This window comes from Cupriavidus sp. GW821-FHT02F09 (assembly GCF_059421605.1).
Genome location: NZ_JBWKVH010000023.1, coordinates 88,513 through 103,572, shown reverse-complemented (window position 1 = coordinate 103,572; position 15,060 = coordinate 88,513). Strand labels below are relative to the sequence as shown.

The window sequence follows — 15,060 nt, the reverse complement described above, 5'->3', positions numbered from 1 at the left end:
TTGCGCCGGTCAGTCCGAGCGCCCCGGCAGCATGATGGGGCCATCCTGATCGGAGCTGCCGTCCATCACCACCAGCGCGTCGCCAGCCCAGAACACCTCCGCCAACGGCACGCCGGACGCCGATGCCTGGCCGATCTGCTTCCCGTCGGCGGTGTACACCCGCACATAGCCGTTCACATAGTAGAGCTTGTCCGAGCCTTGTCCCGGAAAGGCCATGATCGGCACCCAGCTACGCCAGCTGGCCAGCTTGTATTTCTGATAGTAGAAGGCCCCGTTGGGGCTGTACGCCTTGCCGCCATAGGCCACGCCGTAATAACAGTAGAGATACGCGGGGTAAGCCAGGACGGCGATTGCCGCGGCAGCAATTAGAAGAGACTTTTTCTTCATGTATTGTTAAGTGATTGCCCAAACCAAGGGGTTTCCCATTCGCCAGCGGGCCAACGGACCAACTGGCCAACGCGCCGGCGCGTCAACGTGCGGCCTGCCTCACCGGGACAAAGACCTCCCAGCGCTGGGTCCAGCCGCCTGCGGTACGCGGGCAGCGCACCGCTACGCTCTGGCTGGATAGCCCCTGGCTTTTCGGCGCCCATTGCACACCCAAGGCCTTGGCGCAGCGGGGCGCCAGCACCTTGTTGTTCGGCTCGCCCGCTACCCAGCGGGTGCCCGCTTGCTGGTTCTGCGCAGCCACGAACGCCGCCGCAGCCTGCTGTATCTGCGCCAGATCCTGAATGGGAGGCGGATTGTACGGCACCTCCGGCCCGCGGGCCTGCGCCGCCGTGCATGCCAGCCCGAGCGCAAGCGCCACCATGACATGGCGCATCGGCATGCCGGGCCTCATGATCGCTCCCCTTGCGCAGGCGTTGCCTTGCGCTGGCGCCGGGCGCGCGCGTGCAGGCGGCGCAGTATCACGTCAAAGGACTCCAGCTGCCGGTTGATTTCCGCCTGGCCTTGCTCCACCAGGTAGCCACGGAAGGCAACCGCCACTCGCGGCAGGCGCACGCCCGGCAGGTTCAGTACGTACCAGTCGCGCTCGATGGGATTGCCTTGCAGCGGCAACAGCCCGATCAGCCCGGCCTGGAATTCCAGGGTGCAGGCGTGCAGGGAGAGAAATGCAAGCCCCAACCCTGCCGACACCATCCGCTTGATCGCCGCGTTGCTGGACAGCTCGGACCCCAGGGGCAGCCGCAGGCCGGCCTCCCTGAACAGCCGCTCCACGGTATTGCGCGTGCCGGAGCCGCGCTCGCGCACCAGCAGGTTCTCCGCCACCAGGTCCTGCAGCGTGAGATTGCGGCGCGCCATCAAAGGGTGGTCCGGCGCCGCGATGAATGCCATGGGGTGCTTGGCGAACGGCGTCGCCTGCGTGCGGATGTCCGTGGGCGGCCGGCCAATGATGGCAAGGTCGATCTCATGCATGGCCAGCATCCGCACGATCTCCTCGCGATTGCCCACATGGAGCTTGATCTTGACGTCGGGCTGGTCCGCGGTGAATGCCACCAGCATCGAGGGCAGCAGGTACTCCGCCGTCGTGATGGCGCCGACCCGCAGCGTGCCGGCCAGGTTGCCCTTGAGCGCCGCCACCTCCTCGGTGGCTTCGCGCCACAGCCGCAGGATCTGACCGGCGTAGCCCGCCATCACCTCACCGGCGGGCGTGAGCTGCGTGCCCCGGCCCGCGCGCTGCAGCAGCGGCGCCCCGATCGCTTCCTCGAGCAGCTTGAGCTGCAGCGACACCGTTGGCTGCGTGATGTGCAATTCCTCCGCCGCGCGGGAAACACCGCCCAGGCGGGCAATGGCATCGATGGCATTGAGCTGCCGGAAGGTGGTGGTGCGATTCATAGTAGAAAACCTATTGGTCGGTTTTATAAACCAATTTTTCAATATGAAGCGGCTACCTTATAGTGCCCTGACCGGAAACGCAATCGCGTCCGCGTATCGAAACGTAGTGCATAGGGAGACGAAAAATGTCGCTGGAATTGCTGGTGCTTACCCTGGACGATGTACTCATCCGCGCGGACGACCTGCGCCAGTCCGGCTTCGGCGCAGCACCGCGAGAACGCGACGCCCTGCTGCGCTGGCATGAGGATGCTTGCACCGGCGCGCGTGCCGGCCAGTCGATCGAAATCCGTGCCCAGGCCATGCAGCTCATGCGCAGCGCGGAGCTGGGCGGCGCGCGGCTGGCGCTTGCCGCGCCGGTCGCATCGCGTGGGCTGCGCGTGCTGCTCGATGGCGCCATCGGGCCAGACTGGATGGGCCGCTTTACCGTCGTCGCCACGGCGGACGCGCTGCTGCCCCGGGAAACCGAGATCGAGCTTTACCGGCTGATCCTGCGCACCGCCGACGTGCCCGCGCACCGCGCCTTGCTGGTTGGCGCCACGCCGAGCAGCCTGCGCGCCGCGCAAGCCGTCGGCATGCACACAGCCAGTGTTCAGCCGGCGTATGACGATGCGCCGCGCCAGGCAGAGGGATCCGTTGTGCTTTCAGGATCGCCGGATGCGCTCTGGCCGGACTTCCACGCGCTGGAGTGCAGCGTGGACGGCAAGCGGCGGCCGGAGCCGCTTGCCGCAACAAGACCCCAATCACGGAGTTTCCCATGAGCACCATCGTGATCGTCGGCGGCGGCGCCGCCGGGCTGCAGGTCGCCACCCGCCTCGCCAGGCGGCTAGGCAAGCCAGGCCTCGCCGAAATCGTGCTGGTCGACCGCAGCCCCACGCACCTGTGGAAGCCGCTGCTGCATGAAGTGGCCGCGGGCAGGCTCGAGCCCGTGGTTCACCATACGTCCTTCGCGCTGCAGGCCGAGCGCCATCGCTTCCGCTACGTGCAGGGCGACCTGCAGGCGGTGGATCGCATCAACCGCACCATCTCCGTGGCTATCGCCGGCACCGGCCATGGCGAGGGCGCAGAGATCCAGTCCATCGGCTACGACAAGCTGGTGCTTGCCGTTGGCGGCGTCACGCAGTACTTCGGCGTGCCCGGCGCGCGTGAGCACGCCCTGACGCTGGACAGCGTGAGCAGCGCGGAGCAGGTGCGTGACCGCGTGTTCACCGCCTTGCGCCGCAAGACCGCGCAGGCCGCGGCACAGCCGCAAGCGCCCACCGGCACAGTCCGCGTCGCCATCGTCGGCGCGGGCGCCACCGGCGTGCAGCTCGCGGCCCAGTTGCGCCGCACGTCCAGCGTGCTGAACCGTTACGGCATCCACCGGCTCGACCCGGTGAAGGACGTGGACATCTGCCTGATAGAAGCCTCCCCCGGGGTGCTCCCCGGCCTCGGCGCCCGGATCGCGGATCGCACCGGCGAACAGCTCGCGCGGCTGAACATCCGCGTCCAGTGCGGCGCCCGCGTGACGTCCGTCAGCGAGAGCGGCCTGACCATGGCCGGCCAGGCACCCATGCAGGCGGATGTCGTGGTGTGGGCGGCCGGCATAGCCGCGCCGGGCATGCTGGCCAGCTTCGGGCTGCCGGTCAATGCCAAAGGGCAGATCCGCGTGCTGCCCACCCTGCAGAGCGTCGAGGACGAACATATCTACGCGATCGGCGACTGCGCCAGCTGCCGGCCCCAGGACCTCGATGCGGAGCTCCCGACGCGCGCGCAGGTTGCCTATCAGCAAGCGCTGTATCTTGCGCAAGCGTTGCCACGGCGATTGGCGGGCAAGCACACCGAGGGGTTCCGGTATCGCGACTATGGCTCGCTGGTCTGCCTGGCGGGAAGCAACGCCATCGCCAGCCTGGCCGCGCCGGGCAAGGAGAGCGGCTGGCATATCGAAGGCAGGTTTGCCGCCCTGCTCCACCATGCCGTCTACCGCCGGCACGTGCTCGCCATCCACGGCTGGGGACGCGCGCTGGGCATGACGCTGGCCCAGGGGCTGGAGCGTTTGCTGGCGGCGGGCACGCGGCTGCACTGAGGATGGCGCCAGGCGGGGGCGGCCTGGCGCGCCATTGTGTCTCCTCCAGATGCCGTTTGCGCGGAGATTTTCACGATCCTCCTGCGCTGCGGCTAGCTATGTCTTGATATGCCTTGATATGTCTTGATCCAGGCCCGACCGCGCTTTCCCGACGAAAGACGTGGCGTCTATCTTGCCGGCTTGATTGCCGTGATGAACGCGTCGCTATGGAACCGGCCCGCAAGCAGCCCGTTGTCGCGCGTCAGCACGTGGCTGGCTGCATCCACCATCAGCGGATTGCCACAGGCGTACACCTCAAACGCCGAGAGATCCGGGAAGTCGCAAGCGACCGCCTCGTGCACAAAGCCCGTGCGCCCTGTCCATGGGCCATCCGGCTCGGACAGCACGGGAACGAAATGCAAGCGTTCGCTGGAAGCAGCCCAGTGCACCGCGTCGTCCCACGCGTAGAGGTCCTCCTTGCGCCGGCCACCCCAATAAAGCGTGGCACCTCGTCTTGCGAGCGCCTCGTGGTGGCTACGCATGAACGAGGCAATTGGCGCGTAGCCCGTGCCGGATGCCAGCAGGATGACCGGGGCATCGGAATCCTGCAGGATGAACGCCCCGAACGGCCCTTCCAGCCGCAGCACGTCCCTCTGCTTCAGCTTCTCATACACATGCGGCGAGAACCGCCCGCCGGGCATTGCGCGGACATGCCATTCGATCGTGCCCTGCGCATCCGGCGCGTTTGCCATGGAATAGCTGCGCCGCGTGCCGTCGCGCAGGATCACGTCCATATACTGGCCGGGGGAAAACGAGAAATCCGTCCCTCCCTGCACGTGCAACGACACGATGGCCACATCCGGGCTCACCCGGCGCACCTGCGCCACCCGCGCGGGCGCTTGCACCACCCGGCGGCCGGGAATGGCGCAGACTTCCGGCGCTTCGATGATGACATCGGTCACCGGCCGCGCCACGCAGGTCAGGCAGTGCCCCGGCCGCACCCCTTCCGGGATGAAGCCGGCAGGGTAAGCGACCTCCCCGGCGATCACCCGTGCCTCGCATGCATTGCACTCGCCCCGGCGGCAACTGTGTTTCGGGAAGAAGCCTTGCGACACGGCGGTATCCAGCAGCGACGCGCCGGGCGCACACCGCAACTGGACACCCGCCGGCGCGAAGGTCAGTGTCACCCCCGGCTCGGACTGGTCCGCTGGCCGCGCCAGCTGCGCTTCAGTGTCGGGCGCCATCTTGCGCTTCCAGTTGCCGTGCCTTCAGATCCAGGGCGACGTCCACGATCATGTCTTCCTGCCCCCCCACCATGCGGCGCTTGCCGAGTTCAACCAGGATGTCGACTGTTTTCAGGTCATGCTGGGCAGCCGCCGTTTCCGCGTGCCGCAGGAAGCTCGAGTACACGCCCGCGTAGCCCAGGGCGAGCGTCTCGCGGTCGACCCGCACCGGACGGTCCTGCAGTGGGCGCACCAGGTCGTCAGCGGCGTCCATCAGCTTGTAGAGGTCGCAGCCATGCGACCAGCCCTGGCGCTCGGCCGCAGCGATGAACACTTCCAGCGGCGCATTGCCCGCGCCGGCGCCCATCCCGGCCAGGCTGGCGTCGATCCGGTTGCAGCCTTCCTCGACCGCGACGATGGAGTTGGCCACGCCCAGGCTGAGGTTGTGGTGCGCGTGCATGCCGGTGTGCGTGGCGGGATTCAGCACGTCCTTGAAGGCGCGGAAGCGGTCGCGCACGTCGTTCATGGTCAGTGCACCGCCGGAGTCCACCACATAGACGCAGGTGGCGCCGTAGCTTTCCATCAGCTTGGCTTGCTGGGCGAGAGCCTGCGGCGTTGTCATGTGGCTCATCATCAGGAATCCCACGGTATCCATGCCGAGTTCGCGCGCGTACTCGATATGCTGGCGGGAAATGTCCGCTTCGGTGCTATGCGTTGCCACCCGGACCACGCGAGCCCCCGCGTCATAGGCGGCGCGCAGGTCATGCGTGGTGCCGATTCCCGGCAGCAGCAAGGTGGCGATCTTGGCGCGGGTGACAGATTCGGCGGCGGCTGCGATCCACTCCACGTCGCTGTGCGCGCCGAAGCCGTAGTTGAATGAGGAGCCTTGCAGGCCGTCGCCATGCGCGACTTCGATTGAATCGACGTTGGCCTCGTCCAGCGCGCGCGCAATGGCCTTGACCTGCGCAATGCTGTACTGGTGGCGGATGGCGTGCGAGCCGTCCCGCAGGGTCACATCGGAGATATAGAGCTTGGTTTCCATCTTTTGTCCTGGGCTTTGTCCTGGGCTTGGGTTCTTCACGCTACCGCGGCCTCGCGCGCGGCAAGCACGCGCCGCGCGAGCTGCTCGGCGGTGGCCAGCGCTGCCGAAGTCATGATGTCCAGGTTGCCGGCATAGGCGGGCAGATAGTGAGCGGCGCCCTCCACTTCGAGGAAGACCGAGGTCTTCAGCCCGCTCATGCGCCCGACGCCCGGGATGTTCAGCGGCTGGCTTTCGTCGAATCGCTCGAACTGCACCCGTTGCTTGAGCCGGTAGCCGGGCACGTAGGCGTTGACGCGAGCCACCATGGCCGCCACCGCTGCCTCGATGCGCGTGGTGTCTGCCATATCCGACAGCGTGTACACCGTGTCGCGCATCAACAGCGGCGGCTCCGCCGGATTGAGCACGATGATGGCCTTGCCCTTGCGGGCGCCACCTACCACTTCCAGCGCACGGGAGGTGGTTTCCGTGAACTCGTCGATATTGGCGCGCGTTCCCGGTCCGGCCGACTTGCTGGAGATCGAAGCCACGATCTCCGCGTAGTGAACCTGTGCCACCGAGGCAACGGCCGCGACGATGGGAATGGTGGCCTGCCCGCCGCAGGTGACCATGTTGACGTTGCGGCCATCGAGGTTGGCATCGAGGTTGACCACGGGGACGCAATACGGGCCGATGGCGGCCGGCGTCAGGTCGACCACGCGAATGCCCGGCTTGCGTGTGCGCAACAGCTTGTCGTTCTCGATATGGGCGCCGGCCGAGGTGGCATCGAACACAATGTCGATATCGGCGAACGCCGGCATGTCGACCAGGCCAGCCACGCCCGTCGCGCACGTGGCAACCCCAAGCCGGGCGGCGCGCGCAAGACCGTCCGAGGCGGGGTCGATGCCGACCATGACGCCCATTTCGAGGTGTTGGCCATGGCGCAGTATCTTGATCATCAGGTCCGTGCCGATATTGCCGGAGCCGACGATCGCGGCCTTCAGTGTCTGGGTCATGATTGCTTCCGTTAGCCCTGGGAGATGTTGTTTGGATAGATCACGGACTGGCAGTCCGAATACAGGCGGTCCACATCGCTGGCGCGCAGCGTCAGTACCGCGCGCTGGTTGATGTAGCCCTTGTCGGTGATTTCGCCCTGCTCGATCGCCGGCGCAGCGGACAGCAGCACCGCGCGCGCCGGCCGCTGGGAAGACCCGGCACCCCTGCCAAGGTCGGCCAGCACCGCGCCAAGCGCTCGCCGCACGGCCGGCACCAGCCCCAGCGACTTACCGCAAAGCGTGCCGTCCTGGTCGTTGGCAAGCGCACGCAGCTTCGCGCTGGGAAACACCAGCAAGCCGACTTCATCGCGATCGTGCCCGGTGACGACGATATCCAGCGCATAGGGCGACATCGCCGAGACCGCGCGCACGCGCAGCGAGCCGACCGATACCCAGGTGCCCGTCGTCAGCTTGAAGTCTTCGGACACCCGGCCATCGAAGATGACGCCGCTGTTCGGGTCGGCCGGATCGGCGAGCCGGCCCGCATCGCCCATGCAGTAGAAGCCTTGCTCGTCGAACGCGGCGCGCGTCTTCTCCTCGTCGCCGAGATAGCCAGCGAAGATAGACGGCCCGCGCACCCGCAGTTCGTGCTTGCCCTGGCACGGCACGAACTTCAGCTCGACGCCGGGAACAGGCACGCCGATATTGCGCGGGTCCGAGGACGAGAAATGCGCGCTGGTCACCACTGGCGAAGTCTCCGTCGAACCCCACTCCGTCGTGAAGAACAACGATCGATGCCGGGCGCCGCGCGCCACCGCGCGCAGGCGCTCCGCAGTCCTCTGCGGCAGGGCCGCGGCCGCGAAGAACAGCATGTCCAGCCGTTCGAACAGCGCCGTGGCCAGGGCTTCATCCGCCTCCAGGTAGGGCAGCAACGCGTCATAGCCCTTGGGCACATTGAAGAACAGCGTCGGGCGAACCTGGCGGATGCCCTCGATGGTCCGCTCGATCAGGCCCGGCGCGGGGCGGCCGTCGTCGATGTACAGGGCGCCGCCATTGCGCAGCACCAGGTTGAAATTGTGGTTGGCGCCGAAGGTATGGCTCCACGGCAGCCAGTCCAGCACCACGGGATGCGTTTCGTCGACGAACGGCCAGCACTGCGCGATCATCTGCTGGTTGGCGCACAGCATCTCGTGCGTATTCGGCACCAGCTTGGGGGCCCCGGTGGAGCCGGAAGTCAGCAGGATGCGGGCTATGGTGGCGCCCGCGATGCTGCGCAGCGCCTCATCCACGCCGGGCCCGGCACTGGCCGCGCAAAGCGCGGAGAACGGCAACTCGCCGCCGGCCGCGCCCTGCGCATAGACCACGGGGCACGAGAGCCCGGCGCGCCGTATCGCCGCTGCGTACAAGGCGGCGTCCTCCGCATAGACGAGGCCGGGATGCAAGCTGGCGAGGATGGCGTGCAGCTTGGCGTGATCGCTGCTCATCCTGGTATAGGCTGACGACACCACCGCGATGCGCAGTCCCACGTGCATGGCCGCCAGCGACAGCAGTGCCAGGTTCACGCTGTTGTCCGACAGCGCGACCACGGGATCTTCCGGCGCAATATCGAGATCCAGCAACGCCTGGCCGATATTGCGGACCGTGGCATGGGCCTCGCCGTAGCTGACGGTATGCCAGCCCGAACCTCGGCGCTCCGCCAGGAAGACGCGCGCAGGCGCCTTGGCCGCCCATCGTGCGAGCCATTCGCCGATGCAGCGATCGAAATCTGCCAGCGGTACCGAGGAGCGTAAGACAAAGCTGCCATCGGGCAGGTCGGTGCGCAGGATGCTGGGCTCTGCCAGCCGCAGGCCAGCATCTGGTCCGGCGGCGCGGCGGCCGACGGCGGACGCGCGAGTCAATTGGTTTGCGTCCATGCGCCCTCCTCCAGCTTGGCGAGAATGCAGCCCGTAGCGGCCCACGCGGACACCATGATCCCCGCCGCAATTGCGGCAGCGTATTTGATTCCCATTGTTGTCTCCGAATCGCCCGTTCTTGCGACGGGCGTTAGCGTCAATCCACCTGGCAGCGCACCTGCCCCAGCCCTTCGATCTCCAGATGCAGCGCGTCGCCACTGCCGATCTTGAACATGGGCCCAAGCGCGCCAGAGAGCACGACGTCGCCAGCCCGCAGCGGCTCGCCCATCACGGTCATGGTGCGTGCCAGCCACCAGGCGGCATGCAGCGGGTGGCCCAGGCAGGCGGCGCCGTTGCCCTCCGACGCCGGTTCGGCGTTGCGCGTGAAACGCATCGCGCAATCGGCCAGCGCCAGGTCGGTCACGCGCTTCGGATCGGTGCCGAGCACGTAGAGACCGCAGGACGCGTTGTCCGCCACCGTATCGACCAGCGTGATCTTCCAGTCCTGGATGGCGCTGTCGACGATCTCGATGGCGGGCAATGCGAATTCGATGGCACGGAGGAAACGCCCCCAGGTCATTGCCTCGTCATCAAGATCGCGGCCAATGACGAAGGCGACCTCCCCTTCCGCCTTCGGCTGGATCAGTGAGCCCGAGGGAATGGCCGCGCCGGACAGGAACTCCATGTCCGCGAACAACACGCCGAAATCCGGCTGGTCGACGCCGAGTTGCGCCTGCACGGCCTTCGATGTCAGGCCGATCTTCTTGCCGCTGATGACGCGGCCTTCGCGCAGCGCGCGTCCCGTGTTGGCGGCGGCAACGGCATAGGCCGCCTCGAGTCCGTCGATGCCGAAGGTCTCCGAGACCCTGGCGATGGGGCTGCGCTCGCGGCGGGCCTGGTACAGAGCCTCGGCCGCCTGCTGGATGGGGGTATCTTTCATCGTTGTCTACCTCGTGATGCTTGTTGTCTGGTCATTGCCTGCTTGTCCGCCAGCCTAGGCGGCGGCCCGGGCTGCGCGATATCTCGGCAGCAACTGCAGGATCTGCTCAGCTTCTCCCGCCAGGCAGGCGGCATAGCTGTCAGCCAGCGCCGTGACCACGTCCTCGACCGAGCCGACCGCATCGATGGCGCCGACACCATGGCCTGCCGACCACACGTCCCGCCATGCCTTCGGCGCCGAGGCAATGTCGCCGGAGAAATCGATCTTCTTCTCCTCCTTGAGCTTGTCGGGGGTGAATCCCGCCGCCGCAACCGTCGGCTTGAGCCAGTTCGCCATCACGCCCGATACGGCGGTGGACTGCACCAGGTCCTCCATATTGCTGGCCACCAGCATGTCGCGGTAAGCGGGCGCCGCCATGCTCTCCCGCGTTGCGATCAGGCGGGTGCCGACCACCACGAAATCGGCGCCCAGCAACTGCGCGGCCCGTATCTGCGCACCGCTGGATATGGCGCCCGCCAACCCAACCGGGCCGTCCCAGAAGCGGCGCACTTCCGCCAGGAAGGCGAAGGGGTGATAGGTGCCGGTGTGGCCGCCGGCACCGCTGGTGACCAGCACCAGGCCATCGACTCCGGCGTCGATCGCCTTGCGGGCCAGTGCCGGCGAGATGACATCCGCCATCACCAGCCCGCCGTAGCCGTGCACGCGCTCGAGCACGCGCCGGGGGCTGCCCAGCGCCGTGGTCACGATGCCTGGGCGATACCGTTCCACCAGTGCCATTTCCGCCTCGAAGCGGTCATAGCTGCTGTGGACGATCATGTTCAGTGCCCAGGGCACTTGCGGGTGATGGGCGGCCTCGGCTGCGATCTGCGCCAGCGCCGCATCGAGCGCGGCCAGGTTGCGCGCGTTCGGTGCGGCGTAGGTGCCGACGATGCCGGCCTTGAGGCTGGCGGCCACCAGTTCCGGGCCAGAGACCAGGAACATGGGCGCGCCCATGACCGGCAGACGCGCGCGGGCGAAGACGTTGCGCACGGCAGCGTGCGAGGCGCAGGCTGATGTGTTGGGCGATGCGTTGGGGGCGTTCATCTTGTCTCGTTCTTGTCTCATGCTGATCGGCTAGCGCCGCCCTGGCCGCCCGCGGACTTCCCAGCCGCAGTCGCTTTGCAGGATGGCGGCCGTGGTTGCCGGGGAATTGGTGCGCGAGGCCAGCAGCACGTAGTGCCCGGTGTGGTCCTCCGGCTGGGCGATAAAGCCCAGCGGCATTGCGTTGGCCACGGCGTCCGAGAAGCCGGGAATCTCCGACAGTCGGGCCTCCTGCTTGCCAAGGGCCTCCGGGCCCTTCAACGGGGTCACCGTGCCGCCGGGTGCCACGCCGTTCACGCGGATGTCCGGCGCCAGTTCGTAAGCAAGCTGCCGGATCAGGCCCACGCAGGCGTGCTTGGAGGCCACGTAGACCGGGCCTCCGCCGCCGGCATAAAAACTGGCGTTCGACAGCGTGAAGATCATGCTGCCGCGGCTCTCACGCAGTGCGGGCGCGGCGGCATGAGCGGCCAGCAGGTAGCCCAGCACGTTGACGTCGAACACCTCGCGAAAGGTCGCGCTGACCACACCCGGCTCCAGCTTGCGCAGCGTGGCGAAGTGGTCCCATACGCCAGCATTGCCAACCAGGGTGTCGAGCTTGCCGAAGGCCTTGACGGTGGCCTGCACCGCCTGCACGTTGGCGTCTTCCGAGCGCACGTCGCCCACGGTGATCGCCACGCGGTCGCTAAACTCTGCGCGCATGGCGTCGGCGCTCTGCGCATTGCGCACCAGCACGCCGACGCCGGCTGCGCCCTCCGCCAGGAACCTGCGGGTGACCGCCAGGCCAATGCCTGAGTTGGCGCCGGTCACCAATGCCACATCGTTATCGAGCCAGCCCATGGTCAGAAGAAGGTATTGAGGTTCTTGGACATCAGCAGGGACTGCGTGATGACAATCTTGCGCCGGGCGATCCGGAAATCCCCGCCATGAGCGCGCAGCACGTCCTCGCGCCGGCCAAGCAACAGATCGTTGTCCGCCTCTCCCCGGCTGCGGTAGTTGACGAAGACCGAATGCACGATGAACTCGTCATCGGCCGCACCCGCGTACGCTTCGATATTGCTGATGACGTGCACATGGCGGGTCGGCGGATCCTCGGCCCATGCGGAGGGTTGCTTGAAGCGGGCCACGCGGCGTTCCAGGTCGAAGTGGTTGTCGTCGAAATACGCGCCACGCCCCACCCCGTAGGCACCCAGCTTGTCCGCGCGGCGGCGGTTCTCGATGGCCGGCATCCAGTAGTGGATGTCGTCCGTCATCAGCGCCAGCCAGTCGCTCCATGCCTCGCTGTCGAGCAGGCGCGCCTCGCGATAGAGGAACTGCTGCACCCGATGCGCAGTGGCAAGGTCCACCGCCTGCAGCGCCAGGGCCTGCGGCAATTGTTGAGGGAGCGCGCTCATGCGACCTCCTTCAGGCTGTCGTTGACGAACGCGCTCTCAGGCAAGCTTGGCTTGTCGCGCACCGGGACTTCATCCCAGGCGCGCGCCTGCATCAGGTCCAGCCAGCGCTGGTAGAACGCGCGGTGGTTGGCTTCGTTCACCTGGTTGCGATAGACATTGCCAGGCAGCTCGCTGCCCTCCAACCGGGAGTCGAGGCCCAGGCCCATGTACAGGTCTTGCTGGCGCGTGACGAAGCCGGCATTGGTGCGGGTAGAGAACTCGAAATTCTCGCCATCGTCCATCTCGAACACGCCGGAGGGCGAGAACGTCAGCATGGTGCCCTTTAGCCAGCGATCCTTGATGTCCTGCGGCGCGCTCTTGTTGACGATGGTCCAGGTGTGCAGCTCGATCTTGCCCGGGCCGCGCGGATGCCAGACGCGGAAGGTGTTCTGCCCCGGCAGGAAGGAAAGGTTCGGGAAGACGCTGACCGAGGAAATCGAGCCGATCATCTTCGAGCGGAACTCGCCAAGCCGCTCGGCCACCTTGGGCTGGATCCCGTACAGGTATTTCCGGATCTCCTTGTCGCCCAGGGTCGCGGCATTGCCGACGACGTCCAGGTTGAATTCCCAGCCGTGCCCGTTGACATTGACATGGTACGAATCCGGATCCTTGAAGACCTCTGCCACCGGGCCGCCAAGCATGGCGCGCGCGGCGGAGTCATGGGTCCACAGCGCGTGGTAGATATCACCGATGAAGTTCTCGACCGGGACCTTCCAGTTGCAGTTGATCACCGACTTGACGCAGCTGCCGACAAACTCCGTGCCCTCGCCGTCCATGTCCAGCATGACGTCGAGGTAATAGCGGAAGTCGCCCAGGAAGTCCTCCAGCGAGGGCGCATCCGGATCCATGTTGCCGAACACCAGCCCCTTGTAGCTCGCTACCTTGGCAACCGGGTGCAAGCCGTGTTCCGAGCGGTCCATGCCGCTGGCCTCGAACAGCTCCTGCCCCGCCATGCCACGCAAGGCGCCATCGATGCCAAAGCTCCAGCCATGGTAGTTGCAGACAAAGCTGCGCGCGTTGCCCGCGTCGGTGAAGTTCAGCTTGTTGCCGCGATGCGGGCAGGTGTTCAGGAAGGCACGGATGGAAGCGTCCTTTTGCCGCACCACGATCACGTTGTCTTCCGCCATATACGTGGTGACGTAGTCGCCCGCCTTGGGAATCTGCGATTCATGCGCGAGAAAGAGCCAGCTGCGCGCGAAGATCTTTTCCAGTTCCTGCTCGTAGATGCGCTGGTCCCAGTAGACGCGGCGCGACAGCCTGCCAGCGTTCAGGTCCAACAGGCGATCCAGGTCGCGCAGGGGCGCGCTGGCGGGATCCTTGCGCAAGCGTTCGCAGTTGCCGCTGCAGTCGTGTGTCATGTTCACTCTCTCAATGGCTTCAGATAGCCGACGACGCCGCTTCGGACTCTTCGTCGAGATCGGCGTAGATCTGGTCAGCCTCGACGATGACCTTGTAAGTGCGCAGGTCGACGGTGCACGGGAACCCGACGGCCTGTCCGGTCGGGATATGGAACTGGCCGTCGTGGACCGGGCAGGCGATCAGGTCGCCATCGACGATCTCGCCTTCGGACAGGGATGCCGTGGCATGCGTGCAAACATCGCTGGTGGCGAAGTACTCGCCGTCGATGTTGTAGACAGCCAGCGGGCAGCCCGATGTCTCGACCTTGCACACCTGGCCCGGCGCCAGCGCTTCACGCTGGATCAGGAAAACTTTATTGCTCATCGCTGTCATTCCTTCTTGCCCGGCGCAAGCGCCGGATATTGCGTCACTGCAGGTGCAGCTGGACAAATCCCAGGCCGGTCACCCATTCCGGGACGGCTTCGTAGGCGATGGTCTCGCCGCGCGCGCCTTCCAGCGCGCCCATGGCGCAGGCCCAGTTCCGAATCTCCATGCCGCCGTTGCCACCGTTGGCGAGGATGTACTCGTCGCTGAGCGCAGCAAGCGCCTGCAGATCGTTGCGTTCGGCATAAGCCAGGATCTCGCGATCGAAAGCCTCGTTGACCCGCCCCATCTCCGCCGTGCCGACCCAGTGGCTGATGCCGCCGCTGCCGATCACCACAACCCGTTCATCCTCCGGATAAGCGCTGACCGCATCGCGGATCTGGTGGCCGACCTGGATGGCGCGCGCCATCCGGATATAAGGGTCGACGCCGGCGGCGAGGTACACCGGGATGGTGCCCACGGCGTGGCCCGCTTCCCGCATCGGCTGCACCATCAGCTGGTTTGGAATGCCGATGGCGTGGTCCACCGTCAGCGCGCGCGCCACCGCCCAGTCGAACCCGTTCGCGTGGCCTTCGGCAGCGATATGCGCCGCCAGCGCTTCGCTGTTCGGTATCACGCCACGCTTGAGGCCCGGCATGGCGTCGAGCGGGCCATCGACATCGCCCGTGCCGATCAGGTAGCTGGGCAGGCAACCCGTGCCAAACAGCATGTAGTGGTCCGCGCCCACGATCACCACGCTGGTGGGCGCCAGCCCGGCCAGCCGCGCCGCGCAAGTCTTGAAGGCGTTCCACATGCGCTCGCGCACCGCGGGTGCCGGCGCCTCGGGCGCGACGAACATCACCGGGTCATGGGGCACCAGGAAGCCACCTACGATCTTTCCCATCTT

The 15,060-nt window shown here is 66.6% G+C and carries 16 protein-coding genes; 2 read left to right on the top strand and 14 right to left on the bottom strand.

Translation table 11 applies throughout. The features are described 5' to 3' along the window. Positions 1-9: 9 nt before the first annotated feature. The 3 genes from AC07XB_RS23705 to AC07XB_RS23695 form a co-directional block, all read right to left on the bottom strand. Positions 10-387, bottom strand: a complete 378-nt coding sequence (locus tag AC07XB_RS23705) for a hypothetical protein (RefSeq protein ID WP_492375146.1) — start codon at positions 385-387, stop codon at positions 10-12. A gap of 82 nt (positions 388-469) precedes the next feature. Then, positions 470-838 carry a hypothetical protein gene (locus tag AC07XB_RS23700; RefSeq protein WP_492826839.1) on the bottom strand — a complete coding sequence of 123 codons (369 nt, stop codon included), beginning with the start codon at positions 836-838 and terminating at the stop codon, positions 470-472. After that, positions 835-1,833, bottom strand: coding sequence for a LysR family transcriptional regulator (locus AC07XB_RS23695; protein ID WP_492826837.1), 999 nt, complete (start codon positions 1,831-1,833; stop codon positions 835-837). Before AC07XB_RS23695 ends, AC07XB_RS23700 begins: the two co-directional genes overlap by 4 nt. Positions 1,834-1,958: 125 nt before the next feature. Here AC07XB_RS23695 and AC07XB_RS23690 point away from each other — a divergent pair, with 125 nt between their 5' ends. Together AC07XB_RS23690 and AC07XB_RS23685 are read left to right on the top strand one after the other, a co-directional pair. Next, entirely contained in the window at positions 1,959-2,591 is a 633-nt protein-coding gene (locus tag AC07XB_RS23690; RefSeq protein ID WP_492813287.1) for an HAD family hydrolase, read from the top strand. Further along, complete coding sequence (locus AC07XB_RS23685) at positions 2,588-3,895, top strand: NAD(P)/FAD-dependent oxidoreductase (protein ID WP_492826835.1); 1,308 nt, start codon at positions 2,588-2,590, stop codon at positions 3,893-3,895. The genes AC07XB_RS23690 and AC07XB_RS23685 overlap by 4 nt, the downstream gene beginning before the upstream one ends. Positions 3,896-4,062: 167 nt before the next feature. Here AC07XB_RS23685 and AC07XB_RS23680 read toward each other — a convergent pair whose 3' ends face one another. The 11 genes from AC07XB_RS23680 to AC07XB_RS23630 all read right to left on the bottom strand — a co-directional run bounded on the left by AC07XB_RS23680 (position 4,063) and on the right by AC07XB_RS23630 (position 15,057). Beyond that, positions 4,063-5,118, bottom strand: coding sequence for an FAD-binding oxidoreductase (locus tag AC07XB_RS23680; protein WP_492826833.1), 1,056 nt, complete (start codon positions 5,116-5,118; stop codon positions 4,063-4,065). Beyond that, a complete protein-coding gene (gene dmpG, locus AC07XB_RS23675) occupies positions 5,102-6,139 on the bottom strand; it encodes a 4-hydroxy-2-oxovalerate aldolase (protein ID WP_492826831.1) in 1,038 nt (345 codons plus the stop codon). Before dmpG ends, AC07XB_RS23680 begins: the two co-directional genes overlap by 17 nt. Before the next feature lie 35 nt (positions 6,140-6,174). Then, on the bottom strand, positions 6,175-7,131 hold the full coding sequence (locus tag AC07XB_RS23670) for an acetaldehyde dehydrogenase (acetylating) (RefSeq protein ID WP_492826829.1): 957 nt from the start codon (positions 7,129-7,131) through the stop codon (positions 6,175-6,177). A gap of 11 nt (positions 7,132-7,142) precedes the next feature. Further along, positions 7,143-9,023, bottom strand: a complete 1,881-nt coding sequence (locus tag AC07XB_RS23665) for a feruloyl-CoA synthase (RefSeq protein ID WP_492826827.1) — start codon at positions 9,021-9,023, stop codon at positions 7,143-7,145. Positions 9,024-9,159: 136 nt separating this feature from the next. Continuing rightward, positions 9,160-9,942, bottom strand: coding sequence for a 2-keto-4-pentenoate hydratase (locus tag AC07XB_RS23660; protein WP_492826825.1), 783 nt, complete (start codon positions 9,940-9,942; stop codon positions 9,160-9,162). Positions 9,943-9,996: 54 nt separating this feature from the next. Continuing rightward, complete coding sequence (locus tag AC07XB_RS23655) at positions 9,997-11,025, bottom strand: NAD(P)H-dependent flavin oxidoreductase (RefSeq protein WP_492375156.1); 1,029 nt, start codon at positions 11,023-11,025, stop codon at positions 9,997-9,999. Positions 11,026-11,055: 30 nt separating this feature from the next. Beyond that, positions 11,056-11,859, bottom strand: coding sequence for a 3-(cis-5,6-dihydroxycyclohexa-1,3-dien-1-yl)propanoate dehydrogenase (gene hcaB / locus AC07XB_RS23650; RefSeq protein WP_492826823.1), 804 nt, complete (start codon positions 11,857-11,859; stop codon positions 11,056-11,058). A gap of 2 nt (positions 11,860-11,861) precedes the next feature. Continuing rightward, a complete protein-coding gene (locus AC07XB_RS23645; RefSeq protein WP_492375158.1) occupies positions 11,862-12,413 on the bottom strand; it encodes a 3-phenylpropionate/cinnamic acid dioxygenase subunit beta in 552 nt (183 codons plus the stop codon). Continuing rightward, positions 12,410-13,810, bottom strand: a complete 1,401-nt coding sequence (locus tag AC07XB_RS23640) for an aromatic ring-hydroxylating dioxygenase subunit alpha (RefSeq protein WP_492375159.1) — start codon at positions 13,808-13,810, stop codon at positions 12,410-12,412. Before AC07XB_RS23640 ends, AC07XB_RS23645 begins: the two co-directional genes overlap by 4 nt. Positions 13,811-13,829: 19 nt before the next feature. Continuing rightward, positions 13,830-14,174: a non-heme iron oxygenase ferredoxin subunit gene (locus AC07XB_RS23635; RefSeq protein ID WP_416051952.1), complete on the bottom strand. Its 345-nt coding sequence runs from the start codon at positions 14,172-14,174 to the stop codon at positions 13,830-13,832. A gap of 43 nt (positions 14,175-14,217) precedes the next feature. Then, complete coding sequence (locus AC07XB_RS23630; RefSeq protein WP_492375160.1) at positions 14,218-15,057, bottom strand: DODA-type extradiol aromatic ring-opening family dioxygenase; 840 nt, start codon at positions 15,055-15,057, stop codon at positions 14,218-14,220. Positions 15,058-15,060: the final 3 nt, after the last annotated feature.

What these genes read in the sequence shown, in the direction of transcription:
- AC07XB_RS23685 (WP_492826835.1), top strand. Translation starts at nt 2,588, where the DNA reads ATGAGCACCATCGTGATCGTCGGCGGCGGCGCCGCCGGGCTGCAGGTC.
- hcaB (WP_492826823.1), bottom strand. Translation starts at nt 11,859, where the DNA reads ATGGGCTGGCTCGATAACGATGTGGCATTGGTGACCGGCGCCAACTCA.
- dmpG (WP_492826831.1), bottom strand. Translation starts at nt 6,139, where the DNA reads ATGGAAACCAAGCTCTATATCTCCGATGTGACCCTGCGGGACGGCTCG.
- AC07XB_RS23645 (WP_492375158.1), bottom strand. Translation starts at nt 12,413, where the DNA reads ATGAGCGCGCTCCCTCAACAATTGCCGCAGGCCCTGGCGCTGCAGGCG.
- AC07XB_RS23680 (WP_492826833.1), bottom strand. Translation starts at nt 5,118, where the DNA reads ATGGCGCCCGACACTGAAGCGCAGCTGGCGCGGCCAGCGGACCAGTCC.
- AC07XB_RS23705 (WP_492375146.1), bottom strand. Translation starts at nt 387, where the DNA reads ATGAAGAAAAAGTCTCTTCTAATTGCTGCCGCGGCAATCGCCGTCCTG.
- AC07XB_RS23635 (WP_416051952.1), bottom strand. Translation starts at nt 14,174, where the DNA reads ATGAGCAATAAAGTTTTCCTGATCCAGCGTGAAGCGCTGGCGCCGGGC.
- AC07XB_RS23660 (WP_492826825.1), bottom strand. Translation starts at nt 9,942, where the DNA reads ATGAAAGATACCCCCATCCAGCAGGCGGCCGAGGCTCTGTACCAGGCC.
- AC07XB_RS23670 (WP_492826829.1), bottom strand. Translation starts at nt 7,131, where the DNA reads ATGACCCAGACACTGAAGGCCGCGATCGTCGGCTCCGGCAATATCGGC.
- AC07XB_RS23665 (WP_492826827.1), bottom strand. Translation starts at nt 9,023, where the DNA reads ATGGACGCAAACCAATTGACTCGCGCGTCCGCCGTCGGCCGCCGCGCC.
- AC07XB_RS23690 (WP_492813287.1), top strand. Translation starts at nt 1,959, where the DNA reads ATGTCGCTGGAATTGCTGGTGCTTACCCTGGACGATGTACTCATCCGC.
- AC07XB_RS23640 (WP_492375159.1), bottom strand. Translation starts at nt 13,810, where the DNA reads ATGACACACGACTGCAGCGGCAACTGCGAACGCTTGCGCAAGGATCCC.
- AC07XB_RS23630 (WP_492375160.1), bottom strand. Translation starts at nt 15,057, where the DNA reads ATGGGAAAGATCGTAGGTGGCTTCCTGGTGCCCCATGACCCGGTGATG.
- AC07XB_RS23700 (WP_492826839.1), bottom strand. Translation starts at nt 838, where the DNA reads ATGAGGCCCGGCATGCCGATGCGCCATGTCATGGTGGCGCTTGCGCTC.
- AC07XB_RS23695 (WP_492826837.1), bottom strand. Translation starts at nt 1,833, where the DNA reads ATGAATCGCACCACCACCTTCCGGCAGCTCAATGCCATCGATGCCATT.
- AC07XB_RS23655 (WP_492375156.1), bottom strand. Translation starts at nt 11,025, where the DNA reads ATGAACGCCCCCAACGCATCGCCCAACACATCAGCCTGCGCCTCGCAC.